The sequence below is a fragment of the Sulfitobacter sp. SK012 genome (assembly GCF_003352085.1).
Lineage (GTDB): Bacteria > Pseudomonadota > Alphaproteobacteria > Rhodobacterales > Rhodobacteraceae > Sulfitobacter.
Map to the genome: position 1 here is coordinate 2938234 of NZ_CP025804.1, position 20093 is coordinate 2958326.

Genomic DNA, 20093 nt, shown 5'->3' on the forward strand with positions numbered 1-20093 from the left:
TTGTCAAAAGATTGCGCGGATCAAGTCACCTTGGACCGCGTTTTATATTTATCGTTGTCCCACAGCCGGTTGTTCATCACATCTGCAATGACCTTGACCGCGGCGCTTATGTCAGCTGCATCCAGATACATCGGGGTAAAGCCAAAGCGCATAATATCTGGCGCACGAAAATCGCCGATCACACCATGATCGATCACGGCCTGCATCGCGGCATAGCCATGCTCAAACTGGAACGATACCTGCGACCCGCGAATGGCCCCTTCGCGCGGACTGGCAAGGGTCAATTGCGGTGCATCCCGCTCAACCTCAAAGATGAATTGCTCTTGCAGGGCCAGTGAGGCCGCGCGCAATTCGTTCATGTCGATGTCTTCCCAAAGCTCCATCGCAACTTCGAGCGCTGCAAGTTGGATGATCGGCGGGGTGCCAACACGCATCCGCTCGATGCCAAGGCCTGGCTGATAGTTCAGATCAAAATCAAAGGGTTGGCGATGTCCAAGCCAACCACTGAGCGCCGGCTCGATACTATCCATCAAGTCGGGCCGCACATAAATAAACGCCGGTGCGCCGGGACCGCCATTGAGGTATTTATACGTACACCCAATCGCCATTTCGCACCCGGATCCAAGCAAATCGACAGGCAACGCCCCTGCCGAATGGGCAAGATCCCAGATCATCACCGCGCCCTGCGCCTGTGCCGTCTTGGTGATCGCGGCCACATCATGCCTGCGGCCTGTGCGGTAATCGACTTCCGTAAGAAGCACGGCTGCGTGGGTCTCATTGATCGCACCGGCCACCTCTTCAGGGGCGACTGTTTGCAGCTCATAGCCTTGCGCAAGCAGCCCTACGAGGCCCTCAGCCATATAGAGATCAGACGGGAAATTGCCGGTATCACTCAAGATCACACGCCGCTCTGGCCGCATCTTGACCGCCGAAGCGAGCGCCTGGAACACCTTGATGGACAGCGTATCGCCCATGACCACCGATCCTGTGGGGGCGCCGATGATCCGGCCCACTTGATCGCCAATCTTTGCAGGTTGATCCATCCAACCCGCGCCGTTCCAACCCCGGATCACCATTTGACCCCACTCGTCACTCAGCATTTTTTGGACCCGCGCGGCCACGCCCTTGGGCAAAGGCCCCAGCGAATTGCCATCAAGGTAGATCACCCCTTCAGGTAGGATAAATGCGTCTTTTTTCAGTACGTTGGACACTTATAGTGCTCCTCTAACATGCCATAGCTCTGGAAACAGCTCAACTTCGAGCATCTTGCGCAAATAGCCAACACCTGATGTGCCGCCCGTCCCGCGCTTGAAACCGATGATCCGCTCAACTGTCGTGACGTGGTTAAAACGCCAGCGACGAAAATAATCCTCAAGATCGACGAACTTTTCCGCCAATTCATATAATTCCCAATGGGTTGCGGGATCTTCATAAACATGCTGCCACAGGTCCTGCACCGCCTGCTGCGCGGCCCAATCGGAAGTCGCGGGCGCACCCGCAAGTTTGTCCTGCCCAAGACGGGTGCACACCACGTCGATCGCAACTTGGTACAGGCTTGGTTGGGTCAATTCATCCTGCAAAGCGGCCAATGCGATCGGCCGGTGCTGGTGCAGTTTCATTAAGGCACCGACCCGGTTGCCCAGAAGGTATTCAACCAGCCGGTATTGATGCGACTGAAACCCTGATGAATTGCCTAACGACGGCCGAAACGCGGTGTATTCACTCGGCGTCATCGTCCGCAGCACGTCCCAAGCGTTGTTAAGCTGTTCAAAGATACGCGCCACCCTGCTGAGCATCTTGAACGCCGGCTGCAAATCCCCCGACAGCATCACCTTGCGGGCTTCCTGAAGCTCGTGGATCGCCAAGCGCATCCATAATTCTGAGGTCTGATGCTGGATGATGAACAGCATTTCGTCATGAGCATCGCTCAGCGGATGCTGCGACGACAATATCGCATCGAGGCCCAGGTAATCGCCATAAGACATGTCCTTGGCGAAATCCATCTTGGCGCCGTCAGAGGCTTTTTCAAAATCGCTCATGTTGCTGTCCTGAGGGCAAAGCGTTGAATCTTGCCTGTGGCTGTTTTGGGGAGTGCGTCAATAAATTGGATGTCGCGAGGGTATTTAAAGGGAGCAATTTTTGCCTTAACGTGATCCTGTAATTCCTTGATAATATTTGAATTATTTTCAAAACCTTCATTAAGAACCACATGCGCCTGCACAATGGATCCACGCGCTTCATCCGGAGCAGCCACTACGCCACATTCGCTGACTGCTGGGTGGGATAGCAAGGCGGCTTCCACCTCTGGTCCTGCAATATTGTAACCGGAGGAGACGATCATATCGTCATTACGCGCAGCGAAATGCAGGTATCCATCGTCATCCATCGAAAAGCTGTCACCCGTGATGTTCCAGCCATCGATTACATATTCAGCCTGCCGCGCATCGCCCAAATAGCGGCAACCTGTCGGCCCTCTCACCGCCAAACGCCCGACCTCGCCCCGCGGCATTTCTACGCCATTCTGATCAATGATCTTGGCCTCGTACCCTGTGACAGGCCGCCCGGTGCAGGCCGCTTTGTGGTCGTCGAAACGGTTGGAAATGAAGATATGCAGCATCTCGGTCGCGCCGATCCCATCCAGCATCGGCTTGCCGGTCTTGGCCTTCCAATCGTGATAAACAGGTGCAGGCAATGTTTCACCCGCACTGACGGCTGCGCGCAGGCTACTTAGGTCGGCACCATCATCCATTGCCTGCAGCATGGCGCGGTAGGCGGTCGGCGCGGTAAAACAAACCGTGGCTTTGAATTTTTCAATGATTTCAATCATATTTGGTGGACTTGCTGTCTCTAGCAGTGTTGCCGCAGCCCCAAACCTCAGGGGGAATATCGCAAGTCCCCCGAGGCCGAACGTGAAAGCCAAGGGCGGCGAGCCAACAAACACATCCTCTGGCACAACGCCCAAAACCTCACGGGCATAACCATCCGCAATCACCAAGAGGTCACGATGAAAATGCATTGTTGCCTTTGGGTTACCGGTCGTTCCTGATGTGAAACCCAAAAGAGCAACGTCATCTTGGCTAGTGTCGACGGCATCAAAATGCACCGGCTTTTCCAGTGCCAAACGATCAAGTTCTGCATCGTGGTTGCTGGTCCCGTCAAACCCGACCACCGTTTTAAGAAACCGCGATGTCTTGGCGCATCCGGCCATCTCGTCCATCAGGCGCGTATCGCACAGCGCATGGCTTATCTCGGCCTTGTCTACAATCGCGGTAAGCTCTCCCGTGCGCAGCATTGGCATGGTGTTCACCACGACTGCGCCGGCTTTGGTTGCGGCCAACCAACAGGCGACCATCGCGGGGTTATTGGCACTTCGGATCAGGACCCGGTTCCCTGGCTTTAGCCCAAGGTTATCGACCAACGCCGCCGCCAATTTATTGGTCCAGTCAGCCAGCTCTTTGTAGGTCCGGCGTCGACCATTCCCGATCAAAGCGGTGCGATCACCATGCCCTTTTTCCACCATATTATCAGTTAGCTCCACGCCAACATTCAACCGATCCGGATAGTCAAACCCATCAAGGCGCAAATCTGGCCAAGTCGCCGCAGGCGGCAGGTTATCGCGGGTAAAACTATCGCTATGTCCAGAGCGTCCCAGCATCGCTATCGTCCTCCTAAAACCTGACGGGCAATGACGACCCGTTGCACGTCTGATGCGCCCTCATAGATGCGCAAGGCGCGGATCTCGCGGTACAGGCTTTCAACCGTTTCGCCGACCCGCACACCGTCACCACCATGTAGTTGCACCGCCTTGTCGATCACCTGCTGGGCGCGATCGGTCGCGAATAGTTTCGCCATTGCAGCCTCACGGGTTACACGCGGCGCACCGCTGTCTTTGGTCCAGGCAGCGCGGTATACCAGCAAGGCCGCGGCATCCACATCCAGCGCCATGTCTGCGATGTGCCCCTGAACCATCTGTAAATCCGCCAAGGGTGCCCCTTGCACCTGTCGCGCCGTTACCCGTTCAATTGCTTCGTCCAAGGCGCGCCGCGCAAAACCAAGCGCTGCTGCGGCTACGGTCGTACGAAAGACATCTAGCACCGACATCGCGATGGCAAATCCCTGCCCTGGTGCGCCGATCAGTGCAGATTTGGGCACGCGGCATTTCGTAAACCGAAGCCGTGCAAGCGGATGGGGCGCGATGACCTGCAACCGCTCAACCACTTCAAATCCCGGCAGTCCTGCAGGCACGATAAATGCACTTAATCCGCGTGCGCCGGGTGCCTCACCTGTACGGGCGAACAACGTGTAGACATCTGCAATGCCACCGTTGGAAATCCAGGTTTTTTCGCCGTTCAGGACATAGTCATTGCCGTCCTCAACCGCCGTCATTGTCGAGTTCGCGACGTCCGAGCCTGATTGCGGTTCGGTCAGGGCAAATGCCGAAATTGCTTGTCCCTTACGGGTCAACGGCAGCCATTCTTGTTGTTGGGATTCATTCCCAAAAAGCGAGATTGCACCGGTTCCCAGCCCCTGCATCGCAAAGGCGAAATCGGCCAAACCGTCATGACGCGCCAATGTTTCGCGGGTGAGACTTAGGCTGCGGACATCAAGCGTTTCGCCTTGGGGCGCGGCAGAATGTTGTAACCAGCCATCTTCGCCCATACGACGCACAAGTGCGCGACAGGCTGCATCCGTGTCGCTGTGATCAATATCTCCCAACGCGCCGGGGACCCACGCCTCAAGTGAGTCAGCCAGCGCCTTGTGACGCGGCTCCAAAAAGGGCCAATCAAGGAAACTTCGATCAGCCATGGTTCAATCTCCCTGAAACTCTGGTTTTTGCTTGTCCACAAATGCTGTGTAGGCGCGCTCAAAATCGCCGGTCTGCATGCAGATCGCTTGTGCTTGCGCCTCTGCCTCAATGGCTTGTTCGATCGACATCGACCATTCCTGCGCCAGCATCGTTTTGGTCATCATATGCGCGAAATTTGGCCCAGCTTGAATTCTGCGCGCGAGCGTCACGGCTTCGGCTTCCAGTGCGTCAATCTCCACGACGCGGTTGAAAAAGCCCCAGCGTTCGCCTTCATCAGCGCTCATTGAGCGGCCGGTATAGAGCAACTCCGCCGCGCGGCCTTGTCCGATCAATCGTGGCAGGATCGCGCAAGCCCCCATGTCACAGCCTGCTAGGCCAACACGGGTAAATAAAAACGCTATTTTGGCCTGTGGCGTCGCAATCCGAAGGTCTGATGCCATCGCAATAATCGCGCCTGCGCCCACGCAAATGCCATCCACAGCGGCGATTACGGGCTTGCCGCAGTTGATGATGGCCTTAACCAAATCACCGGTCATACGGGTAAATCGCAGCAGTTCTTTCATGTTCATTCTAGTCAAAGGCCCAATGATATCATGCACATCACCGCCAGAGCTAAAGTTACCCCCATTTGATGCAAACACGACCACATCGACGTCATCTGAATAAACCAGATCGCGAAACCAGTCGCGCAGTTCGGCATAGCTGTCAAAGGTTAGCGGGTTTTTACGGTCTGGTCGGTCCAGCCGCACGGTCGCAACGCCGCTGTCGATCTCACAGATAAAATGTTTCACATCACTGCGCATGGGTTTCCTCCGCTTTATCCGTTTGGTCTGCGAATTGCTGAAGTCGGGCTGCGAGCGTGCGGGCTTCCTCGGCGGTGACGCCAGACAACATATCATCAATCCACGCTTCATGGGCACGGGCCTGACTGGCAAATTCAGTGTACCCAGTAGGTGTCAACCGCAACAGCGTTGCACGACGGTCACCGGGAACGGGCACACGCTCCACAAGGCCCTCATCAGCGAGCCGATCGGCAATGCCGGTGACATTACCGCCCGAGACACGCAGGACGTCAGACAGGCGGCTCATTTTCAGGCCGTCTTTATGCTGTGATAGCGCAGCCATCAGATCAAATCTTGGTAACGTACTGGCGAACTCCACCCGAAATTTGTCACGCAGACGCGCGTCCACGGACCGGGTCATCTTGAGCAACCGCAACCACAAACGCAGACGTTCTTTGGACGCTGGATCATCTGGATGCTGGGCGCTGGTCATATTTCGCCCCCGGACACGGAAAGGGCGTGGCCATTCACCATGGAGGCCCCCTCGGAGGCAAGAAACTGCACGGCCGCGACTACTTCTTCGGTGCGGATCATCCGGCGCATGGGATTGCCTGAGACGATGCGCGCTTCCGCGTCGTCCGCGCTGATGGAGAACCGCTTGGACACAGCGTCAACTGCTGCTGCCCCCATGTCAGTATCCACGAAACCGGGACAGACCGCGTTGCAGGTAATCCCACTGCGCGCGACCTCTTGGGCCAACGCACGTACCAGACCAAGGACCCCGTGTTTTGCGGCCACATATGCCGAGATGTTTGGGCCACCTTGCAGGCTTGCCGTCGAGGCAATCGCGATCAACCGCCCACCGGTCTGCATTTCCTGCACGGCTGCCCGAAAAGTCAGGAACGTTCCGGTCAAATTGACAGACAGTGTATCATTCCACTGTTCTAGCGACATATCGCGCAACTTTGTTGGGGTGCCCGCACCTGCGTTGGCAATCACGACGTCGAAGGGCTGTGCAAACCATGCGGCCACATCCGCCTCATTGGTGACGTCACCTGTCACGCAGGTCATGCCACGCCCACCGTCGGTTTCACGCAGCGCTTCTTCGCGCCTGCCCGTGATTGTGACTGCATCCCCCGCATCAGAAAATGCCCGCGCCGTTGCCCGGCCAATCCCTGATCCGCCGCCCGTGATTAAGACCTGTCTCATACTTTCTCTACCTCCGCTGCGCGGTCAGCAAGCCGCCATAACTGGTCGCGCCCAGCTTCATAAGGAGCGGGCCATTTTGCGTGGCGGTCGCCAATCGCGGCCCCGTGGCGCAATGTCCAATAAGGATCAGCCAGATGCGGACGAGCCAGACAAACAAGGTCCGCGCGCCCGGCCATCAAGATCGAATTGACATGGTCGGCCTCAAAGATGTTGCCAACTGCCATGGTTTTGATCCCACCTTCGTTGCGGATGCGGTCAGAGAATGGTGTTTGGAACATGCGGCCATAGACGGGCTCGCCAATAGTGCTGGTTTGTCCGGCAGAAACATCAATAATGTCAGCCCCAGAAGCCTCAAACATACGCGCAATTTCTACGGCTTCTTCGGGGGTCACGCCGTCATCACCGGCCCAATCATTGGCAGATATCCGCACCGACATCGGCTTGGCTGCGGGCCATACCGCACGCATCGCCTCAAAGACTTCGAGCGGATAGCGCATGCGGTTTTCAAGGGTGCCGCCGTATTCATCCGAACGCGTATTCGACAAAGGTGAGATGAAACTTGAGACAAAATAGCCATGTGCGGCATGTAATTCGATCATGTCGAACCCGGCGCGGTCCGCCATCTGGGCTGCTGTCACAAATTCATCGCGGATGCGGTCCATGTCGTCGCGCGTCGCGGCCTTGGGTGTGGCGTTGCCTTCGGACCACGGAATGGCGGATGCCGAGATGATTGGCCAATTGCCGTCCTTGAGCGGTGCGTCCATGGTCTCCCACCCCACCTGGGTCGACCCTTTGCGGCCCGAATGGCCGATCTGGCAGCAAATCATGGCTTCGGTCTCAGTATGGACAAAACCCGTAAGGCGCACCCAAGCGGCCTCGTGTTCCGGCGCGTAGAGCCCTGGACAGCCCGGAGTGATCCGACCGTCCGCTGAGACGCATGTCATCTCTGTGTAAACAAGTGCAGCCCCGCCCTTGGCCCGCTCACCGTAGTGAATGAGGTGCCAGTCGGTGGGCGCGCCATCGACGGCCTTGTACTGCGCCATGGGCGAGACGACGATGCGGTTGATCAGGTCCATCTCGCGCAGCTTGAAGGGCGCAAACATCGGGGTGCGCGCCGGGCCATTGGCCCCTGCTCCCGCTTGTTCCATGAACCACTTCTCGGCGCCCGCCAGCCAGTCAGGATCGCGCTCGCGCAGGTTCTCGTGGCTGATGCGTTGGCTGCGGGTCAGCATCGAATAATTCAGCTGTACCGGGTCGAGATCAAGATAACGCTCAACATCTTCGAACCACTCGACCGAATTGCGCGCCGCCGATTGCAAACGCAGCACTTCAAGTCGGCGCGCTTCCTCATATTTGGCAAATGCCGTCGGTAGATCCGCATCGTCACTGACATGCTTGGCCAAACTCATCGCGGATTCCAACGCCAGCTTTGTGCCAGACCCGATTGAAAAATGCGCCGTCGCAGACGCGTCGCCCAAGAGCACCAGGTTTTCGTGGCTCCAATGTTCGCACAGCACGCGGGGGAACTTGATCCAGGCCGAACCGCGGATATGGGTGGCGTTGGTCATCAACTTATGCCCGCCCAAATGATCTTTGAAGATCTCTTCGCAGACCGCAATCGTCTGCTCCTGGTTCATCTCGCCAAACCCGTGGGCATCAAAGGTCTGTTGCGAGCATTCCACAATGAAGGTCGCCGTTTCATCGTCAAATTGGTAAGCGTGCACCCAAATCCAGCCCTTATCGGTTTTTTCAAAGATAAAGGTAAACGCGTTGTCGAATTTCTGATGGGTGCCCAGCCAGACAAACGGGCAGCGGCGCACGTCGATGTCAGGTTTGAAGGCATCTTCAAATTCCATTCGCGCCTTTGAGTTCAAGCCATCGCAGGCCACAACCAGATCATAGCCATCCATGTAGCTAGAGGCGGCTTTAACTTCCGTTTCGAACTGGAGGTTCACGCCAAGTTCGCGGGCGCGATCTTGCAAGATTAGCAGCAGGCGCTTGCGACCAATGCCACAAAACCCATGACCCGAAGACAAGATCGTGTGGCCCTGATGGTGCAGCGCGATGTCATCCCAATAGGCAAAATGGCTGCGGATTTCCTCGGCCGAAACGGGATCGTTGATTTGAAGGTTGTCGAGTGTTTCATCTGACAACACCACACCCCAACCAAAGGTATCATCAGGCTTGTTGCGCTCCAGAATCGTCACTTCGGCATCCGGTTCACGCAGCTTGAGAGAGATCGCAAAGTAGAGCCCCGCAGGCCCTCCGCCCAAACATATCGCGCGCATCAATCCGTCTCCCCTAGGTGGCTATACCAAGTAAGCTAGGGCAACAGATCATTTGCTTCAAGTAAAAATATTTTACACCTAAAGCAAACTTTACGGCGATAGAACGGTTACGCCCGGAATGCGTTGGATCGTAACCAGGTCATCATCGTAGATATCCGACATTTCCTCGACCAGCGCATCGGTCCAGCCGGGCATGTCCAGTTCTTCCTCGATCTGGTCATCAAGCCCATATTTACCCAAGAACGCCGCAATCACCCGGCGCTTTTGAATTTCGGTCATGACCGGATGATCCTTGAGGTAGCCCCGAAACCTGGTCATCCCCTCCGCCGACATGATCGACGTCAGCAGATCAAAGCCACCGATGATTTTTTCGCCATGATCAAGGCCGGCCATCTCGCGGATAATTTCGGCCCAAATGAGCGGCGCATCTTCGTTGCACCAAACCGTCAACGTGGCCTCAGGCGCGGCTTCACGGATCAATGCGATCGTTTCGGACCACAAGATCTGGCGTGGATCGCGCCCGCCCCAAAATGCATCGCCGTCTTTGTTCTGAGATTTTTCATAGAGCACCGGCAACAATGTCGCGGGATTTCGGATGGCCATAAAAATCTCGAACTGATCGGATGGGAAGAGCTGCATCATGCGCATCATCCGCACCGGGGCAGCAGGGTATAGCATCCCCCCCTGCACTGCCGTCGACGGCGTGCGAAAGAAATTCCCGTCAGATAGGATGACCCGCTCCGCCTCGCCTTCGTCCAGAAACGAATCGAGCAAGACTTCACGCGCGCCCGGTGCCGCGGGCGAATTGGTCATGGCGTTCAACGTATCGCGCACAAGGCTGCGATATTTGCCCGGCCCGGGCACTGCAACACCACGATTTCCAAGGTCCTCTGCATTGCGCAGCAGGCACTTCAAAAGCCGCTCTTCTTCGGTGAAATGGACACCTGTGTGTAAAACCAGCTGCATAGCACTCCGCCTTGGTTTGAGACTGGCTCTATGTATAGCGGCTTTGTGTCTGGATAAAACAGCAATCCTCCCCCTCAAAGCCTCTTGCGCGGCGGCTCACAAGGCACTAAAGGACCTCGCAGTGCCCCTATAGCTCAGCTGGTAGAGCAATTGATTTGTAATCAATAGGTCCGCGGTTCGAGTCCGTGTGGGGGCACCATTTCACCATCCAGAATAGTCCGGAGACATCCGAAAATCCCTGTGTTATATAGGCTTTATTGAGATCGTTCGTCCGATGCTGTTTTATAGCATACAGCAACGTACCCCCTGTTTGGGGGTATTATTGGGGGTACGGTGAAATCTGAGAAATGAGCGTACCCCCACGATTGTGAATCCCGGAGACAAAATGGCCATGGAAATGGTTGGGTAATCTGACCGTCGCGGAGTAAAATTCCGCAATCTAACATCTGGTGCTGTCGAGCAACGGGTGGGGAAGATGTATTCTGTGGATTTGTACAGTCGGGTGCGCCGTGCGTGCCATGTCGAAGGTAAGAACAATAGTGAGGCGGCCCGTCTGTTTGGGATTGACCGCAAAACAGTGGCGAAGATTTTGAAGCATTCGGTTCCGCCGGGTTATCAAAGAACGACCGCGCCAGTTCGTCCGAAGTTGGATCCGTTCATTGGGATAATTGATCAGATCCTGAAAGACGATAAACGGGTCATCAAAAAGCAACGCCACACAGCCAAACGTATTCATGCGCGATTGCGTGATGAACATGGGTTCACTGGCGGGATCACCATCGTCACGGACTATGTTCGTGAGAAGCAGCGACGTACCCAAGAGGTGTTTGTTCCTCTGGTTCACACCCCTGGCCATGCTCAGGTCGATTTTGGCGAGACCCTTGGTGTGATTGGTGGTGTTGAACGAAAGCTGCATTACATTGCGATATCGTTGCCGCATTCGGATGCGTTCTTCATGAAGGCATATCCGGCAGAAACGACAGAAGCCTTCTGTGATGGTCACAACGCTGCGTTTGCGTTCTTCGGTGGTGTGCCCTTGTCGGCACTGTACGATAACACCGTGATAGCGGTTGCAAAGATCTTGGGAGGAGGCAAGCGGATCCGGACCAGAACTTTCTCGGAACTACAATAGCATTATCTGTTTGAGGACCGGTTTGGCCGCCCTGGTAAAGGTAACGACAAAGGTAATGTCGAAGGTGTCATTGGCTACGGACGGAGGAACTTCCTAATCCCTGCTCCCCGGTTCGATAGTTTTGATGCTTTGAACGCCTGGTTGGAGGAACAATGTTTGAAGCGTCAGGACGATGTTGTTCGCGGGCATAGTGAGAGTATTGGTGAACGGTTGCTACGAGACCTGGACGCGTTGATGGCATTGCCCCCAACACCTTACGATGCGTGTGATAAGGTCAGTACTCGGGCAACTTCAATATCGATGATCCGTTATCGCAATAACGATTACTCCGTCCCTGTCGCCTTTGCCCATCATGAGGTTCAGGTACGCGGCTATGTCCATGAGGTCGTGATCGGCTGTGGGACCGAGATTGTCGCCCGACATCGACGATCTTACGAGAAGGCAGATATGATTTTCGACCCGATGCATTACTTGCCATTGTTGGAGCAGAAGGTTGGTGCTCTCGACCAGGCGGCACCCTTGCAGGGTTGGGATCTGCCCGATGCGTTCACGACCCTTCATCGATTGTTGGAAGCCCGCATGGGTAAGGCGGGGAAGCGCGAATATGTTCAGATCTTGCGACTATTGGAAACCTTCGAGATGGAGCACGTTCATGCTGCAATCAAACAAGCCTTGGACCTGGGCGCACTTGGCTACGATGCGATCAAGCATCTGATCCTTTGCCGGATTGAGCGTCGTCCGCCTAGGCTTGATCTCGATATCTATCCTTATCTGCCGAAAGCGGTGGTTGAGACGACAAAGCCTTCCAGCTATGCCGTGCTGTTGTCCGAGGTGGCCGCATGAACGATACTGTTACTGATACACCGCAGGTTCTGCTCAGGCATCACCTGACCAAACTTCGGCTGCCAACCTTCCAAAGCGAATACACCAAACAGGCCCAACAATGCGCCGCAGAGAACAAGGATCATGTCCAATATCTCCTGCGCTTGTGTGAGCTGGAGCTGATCGAACGTGAGCGACGGATGGTAGAGCGGCGTATCAAAGCCGCGAAGTTTCCGGCAACCAAGAGCCTGGATAGCTTTGACTTCAAAACGATCCCGTCACTGAACAAGGTGCTGGTGATGGAATTGGCCCGCTGCGAGTACACCGCAAAGCGTCAAAACGTTATCGCGCTAGGACCAAGTGGGACCGGTAAAACACATGTTGCTCTCGGCCTTGGACTGGCAGCTTGCCAAAAGGGCTTGAAGGTACGTTTCACCACAGCCGCTGCACTGGTTCATGAAATGATCGAGGCAGTTGACGAACGCCGACTGCAACGACACCAAAAACAACTAGCAGCCCAAGATTTGCTGATCATTGACGAACTTGGGTTCGTGCCACTCTCCAAGACCGGGGCCGAGTTGCTGTTCGAAGTGATCAGTCAACGATATGAACGCGGCTCCATCATCATCACATCCAACCTGCCGTTCGATGAATGGACAGAGGTCTTCGGATCAGAACGCCTCACGGGTGCCATCCTCGACCGCCTGACACACCACGTCCATATCCTGGAGATGAATGGTGAAAGCTATCGGCTGAACCAAAGCCGAAACCGCACAGCCTGAACAAACCCAACTGAAGCCAAGGAGCTGACAAATTGGCCAATTTCTCTCCGGGACGCTGACCGATTTTACTCCGGGATTGACATTCTGGGTAAATTGGTCTTTAGGAAAGCCGCATAAATAATACTCTTGAGCCCTTCGCGCCGCCACACCTGCTTCGATAATTTGCACAATCAGATGAAAGTTCCTAGGCGTTGAGTTTGCCGCATTTTGGGCGAGCATTGTTGAGATTGTTTATCGGTCCAAGTAACTTGGGAGCTGAACTCTGCCAAAGTCATCGACGCTCTGACGGACTTACTCGTCCTGCGTGGTGTGCCCCCATCAGACCCCATTGCGAAGGCCGTTAGGGACTGGATCAAGGTGATTGGGGTAAGGATTGCCTAAATCGAACTCGGGTCACCATCGGAGGACGGGTAGTGCGAGAGCTTCAAAGAGAGGATGCGGGACACATGCCGAACGGTGAAATCTTCTATTCTCACCATGAAGCGCAAATCGTCATCGAAAGATGAAGGAGCCATTGCAACACCACTACCCTCAAAGCGCTCTGGGCGACCTCCCGCCAGCGCCACCGGCCATCGTCCAGATGTACCGCCGGCCCATCATGCGCTAACTATCTATCTGGACCCCTCAAGTGGGACGGCTCAGCCGTTTCTGATTATTGGCGAAATTCCTCAAACCCACTGATGCAATAGCCCCCTTCCTCTGATAAAACAGTGGAGTTGTGACACTTGGAAAATGATATGCCCAAACTGCAAATGATTGCCCCCGCGCCCGTTATTGAAATGGCCGACGGCAACCTAAGACTGGATGTTAAATATGTAGAAGGAATGCGCATCCACGTTGAGCAATGGGATGGTCCCGTCGCCTGTATTCTCAAGCGCGGTGCAACCGACATCCCTTTTGGGGCGACGTATAACCCGAACGACCTAGAATTCGATCTTGAAATAATTTCTGAGGACGCGCCGATCACGGTGGACGGATTGAACAAAAATGATCTGATCTTTGCCGGAGCAGATATGCATGATGTTTTGCACCTGGCGGATCCAGGTCAGCGACCAACGGGAACGAAAATAGTTTATTCAATCGAGTATGATCTAGGCACACGTATTCGGATTGCATCACTGGACGAAAGTAAGAGCTTTCTGCGCAAAGTCCGCTCCAAGTTATGGTTGATCAATCAGGAACGGCGCCGCCGCACCGCACTGAGAAGTTGCGATGGTATTCAGGCGAATGGCTACCCTGCATTCGAGGCCTATAGTTCACTGAACAAACAATCGATGTTGTATTTGGATGGTCGCATGGGTCGTGACGCAATGGCTACTCAAGATGAGCAAGCCGCTCGAGCCAGATATTTGCAATCAGGTGCCCCTTTGCGCCTTGTCCACTCAGGACGATTGGAACAGATGAAAGGGGCGCAGGATTTGATCCCAGTTGTTCGAGCGCTTCGACAATCAGGGATAGAGTTCACACTCGACGTTTTTGGCCTTGGCAGTCTCACTTCTGAAATAGAGACCGCTGTCTCACAAGAAGGATTAAGTGACTGCGTTCGCATTCATGGGGCCGTCGACTTTGACGAGGTTCTTGTACCATTCTTTCGCCGAAATGCAGACCTTTTCCTATCGTGCCACAGGCAATCTGATCCGTCTTGTACTTATTTGGAAAGCATGGGATGCGGCATTCCGATTGTGGGTTATCGAAACTCAATGTGGAGAAACTTGGCAGAAAAGTCGGGCGGAGGTTGGGCTGTTCCTATGGGCAGAACAAAGGATCTCGCTGGGAAAATCGCATCGCTAGACAGTGATAGGCAACAGTTGAAAGACGCCGGGGAATTGGGGCTCCGGTTCGCCGAAAATCACGCATTCGAAGACGAGTTTTCGAAACGGATGGACCACTTATCCAGCTTAGTTACTTAATTCTCCATCGTTTTGGTCCGCGCAAAATCTAGCCATGGCATTGTCTTTTCACGGTCAAATTCCTCTAAGCCCTTGCCTAACATGGTGCGCGACAAATTGCGGGGTGCCGCGTGCTCCGGTTTCAACAGGGCAAACTCATAGAGGAACCTCACAAGGCCTAGCCCTTGGCACTCGCTGGGCGGGCCTACTGCGGCGGTAATAACGAGTCTGAGCTCATGAAATTGAGCGTATCACTGCCTGGTACAAACTGCAGCGCTTCTTGCAAAACTCGCGCTGCCGCCTGTGGGCCGCGCGTAGCATCGGCGATCCGCACCAACATCACCCACGCATCTTCGCGTTGCGGGTCCATCCGAATGACTTCGCGAAAAGCGCGTTCCGCAGCCTCCATATTTCGCATTGTCAGCGCCGTACCGGCCAAAACCAGATGTGTCTCTGGGAAGTCAGCCCTATTCACGAGACCGGTTTGCCATTCTCGCAACGCTGCGCGCAATTTCTGGGTTGCGTTTGGCGACATACTCGACGGAGGCACCGTAAACAGTGTTTTGGCGGCTTCGATCCGCACCACACGCATAGGATCCCCCAGCACTTTTTCTAGACGCTCCACGCGAAGCTCAGGTGCCAAGGATTGATTGCCCCCCACGGCTGCGGCTCGCACCAATGGATCCGGATCCTCCAACAGAGGCGCAAGCCGCGTGGCCATTTCAGGGTCGGCAGCCTGCTCCAAAAGCCACAACGCCGTGGCCCGCACTAGGCCGGGCTGCGAAGTATCTTCTGCCAAATCGGCAAGTGAGCCTTTTGCAGAAACTGGATCAAGACGGCCTGCCGCAAGGGTTTGACCGTAGTGCAATCCACGACGCGTGCTCTTGGGAAACCACTCTTCAATTGCGGTTGCCGCCCACCCAGAGGACTTATCCGTATGGCAATCTGAACAAGCATTCGGGCTGTCTGTCTCTAGGGAAAGATCAGGTCGCGGGATCCTAAAACTATGATCTCGGCGTCCGTCCACACCCATATATACACGCTCAATCATATGGCAGTTCTTACACTGCGCCCCATCTGAGCCTGCCTCGTGAAAGTGATGCGAAGGGTCGTCATATGGCTTGGGGTCCAACGTCGGAAAACTCGGGTTTCCAGCTGGCGAATGACACTGCGCGCAGACGCCGTTGCCTTCGGCCTTCAATTCCCCGCTATGGGCGTCATGACAGTTCAAGCACGTCACCCCTTGCTGGTTCATCTTGGACTGTAAGAACGAGCCGTAAACATAAACCTCGTCCAAGATCTGACCGTCCGCGTGATAGGATCCGGGCCGAAGCAAAGCGAGTGAATACGCGTCACTATAGGCCGTGCCCGGGATGGGGTTGCCGTCAAAATGGGCTTCGCGGCGCGAGTGGCACGAGGCGCATTGTTGTAAAACCGTCTCTGTTTCATGGCCAAAGTCAATTGTGAGCCGGTAGTCGTTGAGACCCACCGCAGGCGACTCCAATACGGTGCCAGTCGCCCATTCGAGATGCGCACTGCCGGGACCGTGGCAGGCCTCGCAACCCACACCGATTTCAGCCGGAATAGAGGAATATGTGAGTTCTACCGGGTCGTAATTTTTCTCAAACCCTGTCGCGTGGCACTCTGCACAACGGGCATTCCAGTTCTTGTAAGGACCAGTCCAGTGAAACCCATCGTCAGGTGGCAGATCTTGTTCTGGATAAAGGTGAAACCACCGGTTTTTGACCGTATCCCAGACCACATCAAAGCTCTGGATTTTTCCCGGCTCAGTCTCCAGTAGGTATTGTTGCAGCGGTTCGATCCCTGCGACTGAGTGCACTTTATAATCGGTAGCTACCCCGTCTTTTTCTGTAACGTTGATGTAATACTGACCCTGTTCGATGCGAAAACGCGTGATGGTCCCGTCATGCAAAAATTCGGTGTCATTGAAATCAGCCACAATGTTCTCGGCCGTCGGCTCGGTCCAAGCCAACGCATGGTGCGACCCTTCCCAAGCCTCGGCCGCCTCGGCGTGGCAATCACGGCAGGTGTTCGAGCCAACATAGTTCGGTGGCGGTGTGACACTTTCTTGGGCCGCTACGGCACCGGCAAAAACTTGGGCAAAAAAGACGCAAAGGACGAAGCGAAACATATATCAACGTGGCTTTCAGACTAGACCGCAGAACGGTGTGCGAAGGTTGAAGGGGAGCAACTATGCGACGAACAGGAGAGTTCGCCCTCCCCTGTTGTTTAGTTTTGCCAAACAGCCTCGCACGGCACATGACCCTCACCAAAGTCTTGGAAGCTCATCACTTTATTTCGGAAAAAGCAATGTCGCGCCCAAGGTTAGGCCCCAACCATCTGGTCCGTTTTCAGAAGACTTAACCCAGTTGCGCACTCCTACGGTAAAACTGACCCGTTGGTCTCCGAGTGTAACCAGCTTTCTGACGTTTGCATTGATCGGGACAGACCAGTCGTCCGCTTCCCAGTCATAAGTACTTTCGGTGTTCAGCACGAAGGTCCAAGCATCAGGTGTTGTGTAGTTCAGAAAGGGTTGCACGAACGTATCGCTTTGATCGGTGTCTGCGCCCGCAATATCCCACGTGTGGCTGCCCAACAGGCCGATCGTCCAAGGACCGTTCTGCTTCAGTGCCAACCCGGTTATGCCTGCACCCCATTCGTTCCTGCCCAAGCCATTAGAAGAGGAAGTGGGGATTTGGAGGATTGGACCTACGCCCCATGTTACACCGCTTGATGTTGGTTTCTTGGGCGAGAAAAAGAAACTTGCCTGTATGTCGCCAAACCCATTCGAAGAATTGCCGGGTGTCACATCATCTAGCCAGACGTATGGAATAATTGTGCGTGTAATGAGGTTCCAGTCATCATTGAGGCTGAAGGGAATAACCGGTTTGACGACCAGCGTTCTTTGCGTGCCTTCACCATTCGGACCAAGGTTCTGGTCATATTTATACTCAAATGGAACTGAGATTAGCGCAGCGACCGGATTGGCCAGTTTTTTGGCCAACTCTTCTTCTGATTCGGCATGCGACACTGTCGCGGATAAGGGCAGGATCAGAACTGTGGCCCAAAGTACCGCTTGTTCTCCATTCAGCATCTACTTGCCTCTTCGTTTGTTGAAAGTTCTGATCATTTCAGAGCCGGGGCCCCTGTCAGCCGAGCATGCTCCCGACCAGGACGACATGCTCATCTTATGTGAAAAACCAGAGCCCAAGGGCTCTGGTTGAGGGTATTGTTTAGCGCTTAAAAGTCGCTGCCCGTGAGCGGGATAGGATAGTTGTTCATCTGCTCAGGTGTGAACGGAAGCTTGTCGACATTCGCAGGTGCGGTGCGGAGCTTAGCCGTTTCAGGGCGCTCGTTGGCGATACCGGTAAGTGCCGGCCCCGGTGTCGCGTCAGGGCGGTTTGGATACTTCTCCATCCAAAGATGGTGACGAGCAAGCTGACGGTTGAACATGGATTTGACGTGGAACTGTTCAATCATCTCGCCGTTGGCTTCACGCGGGTCGGTGTAGAGGTCATAGAACTCGTTCATCGACAAGCCAGGTGTCGCGTTTTTCCAATCCCGCTTGAAACGACCTTTGACGCCAGCAGCCACAGTGGTGTGCTGATAAATCATCACATAATCGCGCCGGCTGTAACCATCACCATTCAAGAAGAGAGACGTTTGATCGACGCCGTCAATCACCCGATCTGTCGGGATGCCGTCCATGGCACCACCAATGCGCGCAAAGGTCGTATAAAGGTCACTGACATGCAGGATGTCGCCAATGATCTGGTCAGGTTCGATAACGCCTTCCCATTTGGCAATCGCTGGCACACGAACGCCGCCTTCGGTGAAGTCACCTTTACCACCGGTATAAAGTGTTTCAACCATACCGCGCGGGCCGAAATGAGTGAACGGCCCATTGTCGGCCATCACGATTACAAGCGTATTGTCGGAGATGCCCTTTTCGTCCAGATGCGCAAACAGTTCGCCCACAAAGGCATCAATTTTGACCAAAGCTTCTGGTAGAACATTCTTGTTGGCCGTCAGTTTAGATGTTGCACGGGGATCCGGAATGAACCCCAAAGCAATCGGGTGGTAGGCGATAAAGAACGGCTCATTCGCTTCTACGCTTTTGTCGATGAAGGCGAGTGTGCGGCGTTGGGCTTCGGTTTCGATATCCCAAAAATTAGTTACGGTTGGCGGTGGCCCCCACTCAAGCGTTTCACCACCTTTGGTGCCTTCAAGCGTCCAGACATAGCCATTTGGCTGCCACGAGTTATCGATATCGTATTTGTCATCGCCATACAGCTCAGGGAACAATCCGGTAATGACGTTGTTAACTTCAGCGCCCTCAACCCACATCGATGGCACCTGATTGTACGGCGTAAAGAATGCCTCGTCGTAGCCTTGATTGTGCGCATACGAAGGTTCTGTATCGCCAAGGTGCCATTTGCCATAGAACGCGGTCTTATAACCGACATCTGACAACAGCTCAGCGATCATAACTTCATCGGCATCAATGCCGGAAGACTCTACCGGGAACGCAACCGAGTGCATACCGCTGCGCACCGCATAACGGCCGGTCTGAAAGGCCGCGCGCGTTTGCGTACAAGCAATCTCAGAGTACATGCGCATGAAGTTGATGCCTTCATCAGCCATCTGGTTCATGAACGGTGTCTCGAACCCGCGCACTGCTTGGATTTCTGGAATGCCGACCTCGCCCACCGCAGTATCGTCCCACATGATGTGGATAATGTTAGGCTTGTTGCCGTGCTTTTTTTCAAGAGCTGCCAATTTTGCCTGAATATCCGCGTCTTCCATCGCCCATTTTTCGCCATGCTGAGCTTCCAGCACATAATGTTCAGCGTCATGGATGATGTCTGCGCTTTGCGCGGTTGCCGAGGCGGCATACCCGCATGTCAGCGCCAAAGCGCTGACCAGCAGCCGCCTCTGGGTTACGTTTATCGACCGTTCCGTCATATTACTCTCCTGTTGTCGTAAAGTGTGGTGTCATCCCGTTTGAGACGCTGCGGTGAAAATCGCCGTTCTCGACTACATCGTTTGGTGCTGTGGCCGCCTCGTTCATTGGCAATCCGTTCCTTGAATCCGGGCCGTGCGAAGCAGTTTTTCGATCTCCCGCCTAAGATCTTCAAAGCTGGCAATTAGGTCTGCGGTTGGACCATCCAAGTCGCCAAAACGTTTGTTGAACTCTGTCAAAATGATCTCAAAATGCGCAACTATTTCATCGAAACCGGCATCCGTCTTCCGAAGCAAGATCAACCTATCGGAGCATTCGGGGAAAATTGTATCCAGAGTTTCGGTCAACGCGTTGCCTTGTGTGTGGTGTTCTATTCTTCTTTCAAAAAACACAGGCAGCGCAGGGCTGACAGGTATGTTACGGTGATGTTAC

General features: G+C 54.6%; 14 protein-coding genes, 1 tRNA gene and 2 pseudogenes. 5 read left to right on the forward strand and 12 right to left on the reverse strand.

Translation table 11 applies throughout. The annotated features are described in order from the left end of the window. Positions 1-20: 20 nt before the first annotated feature. The 9 genes from kynU to C1J03_RS14440 all read right to left on the reverse strand — a co-directional run bounded on the left by kynU (position 21) and on the right by C1J03_RS14440 (position 10052). Complete coding sequence (gene kynU / locus C1J03_RS14400; protein WP_114887227.1) at positions 21-1211, reverse strand: kynureninase; 1191 nt, start codon at positions 1209-1211, stop codon at positions 21-23. Next, positions 1212-2039 carry a tryptophan 2,3-dioxygenase gene (locus C1J03_RS14405; protein WP_114887228.1) on the reverse strand — a complete coding sequence of 276 codons (828 nt, stop codon included), beginning with the start codon at positions 2037-2039 and terminating at the stop codon, positions 1212-1214. It lies immediately after the preceding gene. Then, positions 2036-3655 carry an AMP-binding protein gene (locus C1J03_RS14410; protein ID WP_114887229.1) on the reverse strand — a complete coding sequence of 540 codons (1620 nt, stop codon included), beginning with the start codon at positions 3653-3655 and terminating at the stop codon, positions 2036-2038. The genes C1J03_RS14405 and C1J03_RS14410 overlap by 4 nt, the downstream gene beginning before the upstream one ends. A 2-nt stretch (positions 3656-3657) precedes the next feature. After that, complete coding sequence (locus tag C1J03_RS14415; RefSeq protein WP_114887230.1) at positions 3658-4806, reverse strand: acyl-CoA dehydrogenase family protein; 1149 nt, start codon at positions 4804-4806, stop codon at positions 3658-3660. Positions 4807-4809: 3 nt separating this feature from the next. After that, entirely contained in the window at positions 4810-5610 is an 801-nt protein-coding gene (locus C1J03_RS14420; protein ID WP_254694047.1) for an enoyl-CoA hydratase family protein, read from the reverse strand. Beyond that, positions 5600-6082 carry a MarR family winged helix-turn-helix transcriptional regulator gene (locus tag C1J03_RS14425; protein ID WP_114887232.1) on the reverse strand — a complete coding sequence of 161 codons (483 nt, stop codon included), beginning with the start codon at positions 6080-6082 and terminating at the stop codon, positions 5600-5602. Before C1J03_RS14425 ends, C1J03_RS14420 begins: the two co-directional genes overlap by 11 nt. Then, a complete protein-coding gene (locus tag C1J03_RS14430) occupies positions 6079-6798 on the reverse strand; it encodes an SDR family NAD(P)-dependent oxidoreductase (RefSeq protein ID WP_114887233.1) in 720 nt (239 codons plus the stop codon). The genes C1J03_RS14425 and C1J03_RS14430 overlap by 4 nt, the downstream gene beginning before the upstream one ends. Next, complete coding sequence (locus C1J03_RS14435; RefSeq protein ID WP_114887234.1) at positions 6795-9086, reverse strand: bifunctional salicylyl-CoA 5-hydroxylase/oxidoreductase; 2292 nt, start codon at positions 9084-9086, stop codon at positions 6795-6797. Before C1J03_RS14435 ends, C1J03_RS14430 begins: the two co-directional genes overlap by 4 nt. A gap of 90 nt (positions 9087-9176) precedes the next feature. Further along, complete coding sequence (locus C1J03_RS14440) at positions 9177-10052, reverse strand: hypothetical protein (protein WP_114887235.1); 876 nt, start codon at positions 10050-10052, stop codon at positions 9177-9179. Positions 10053-10175: 123 nt separating this feature from the next. Here C1J03_RS14440 and C1J03_RS14445 point away from each other — a divergent pair. The 5 genes and pseudogenes from C1J03_RS14445 to C1J03_RS14460 all read left to right on the forward strand — a co-directional run bounded on the left by C1J03_RS14445 (position 10176) and on the right by C1J03_RS14460 (position 14698). Continuing rightward, a tRNA-Thr gene (locus tag C1J03_RS14445) sits at positions 10176-10251 on the forward strand. 276 nt (positions 10252-10527) lie between these two features. Beyond that, positions 10528-12027, forward strand: a pseudogene (gene istA, locus C1J03_RS14450) (IS21 family transposase). Next, complete coding sequence (gene istB, locus C1J03_RS14455; RefSeq protein WP_114882482.1) at positions 12024-12788, forward strand: IS21-like element helper ATPase IstB; 765 nt, start codon at positions 12024-12026, stop codon at positions 12786-12788. The pseudogene istA and the gene istB overlap by 4 nt, the downstream one beginning before the upstream one ends. Positions 12789-13013: 225 nt before the next feature. Beyond that, a pseudogene (locus tag C1J03_RS25755) lies at positions 13014-13395 on the forward strand (integrase core domain-containing protein); the annotation flags it as partial. A 130-nt stretch (positions 13396-13525) separates the two neighbouring features. Next, positions 13526-14698 carry a glycosyltransferase gene (locus C1J03_RS14460; RefSeq protein WP_114887236.1) on the forward strand — a complete coding sequence of 391 codons (1173 nt, stop codon included), beginning with the start codon at positions 13526-13528 and terminating at the stop codon, positions 14696-14698. Between the two features lie 184 nt (positions 14699-14882). On the opposite strand, the gene C1J03_RS14465 is transcribed toward C1J03_RS14460, so the two are convergent. The 3 genes from C1J03_RS14465 to C1J03_RS14475 all read right to left on the reverse strand — a co-directional run bounded on the left by C1J03_RS14465 (position 14883) and on the right by C1J03_RS14475 (position 19663). Continuing rightward, positions 14883-16829, reverse strand: a complete 1947-nt coding sequence (locus tag C1J03_RS14465; protein WP_114887237.1) for a multiheme c-type cytochrome — start codon at positions 16827-16829, stop codon at positions 14883-14885. Between the two features lie 162 nt (positions 16830-16991). Further along, positions 16992-17792, reverse strand: a complete 801-nt coding sequence (locus C1J03_RS25760; protein WP_114887238.1) for a transporter — start codon at positions 17790-17792, stop codon at positions 16992-16994. A gap of 146 nt (positions 17793-17938) precedes the next feature. Further along, positions 17939-19663 (reverse strand): sulfatase-like hydrolase/transferase, encoded by a 1725-nt coding sequence (locus tag C1J03_RS14475; protein ID WP_114887239.1) that lies wholly within the window; start codon positions 19661-19663, stop codon positions 17939-17941. Positions 19664-20093 lie beyond the last annotated feature (430 nt).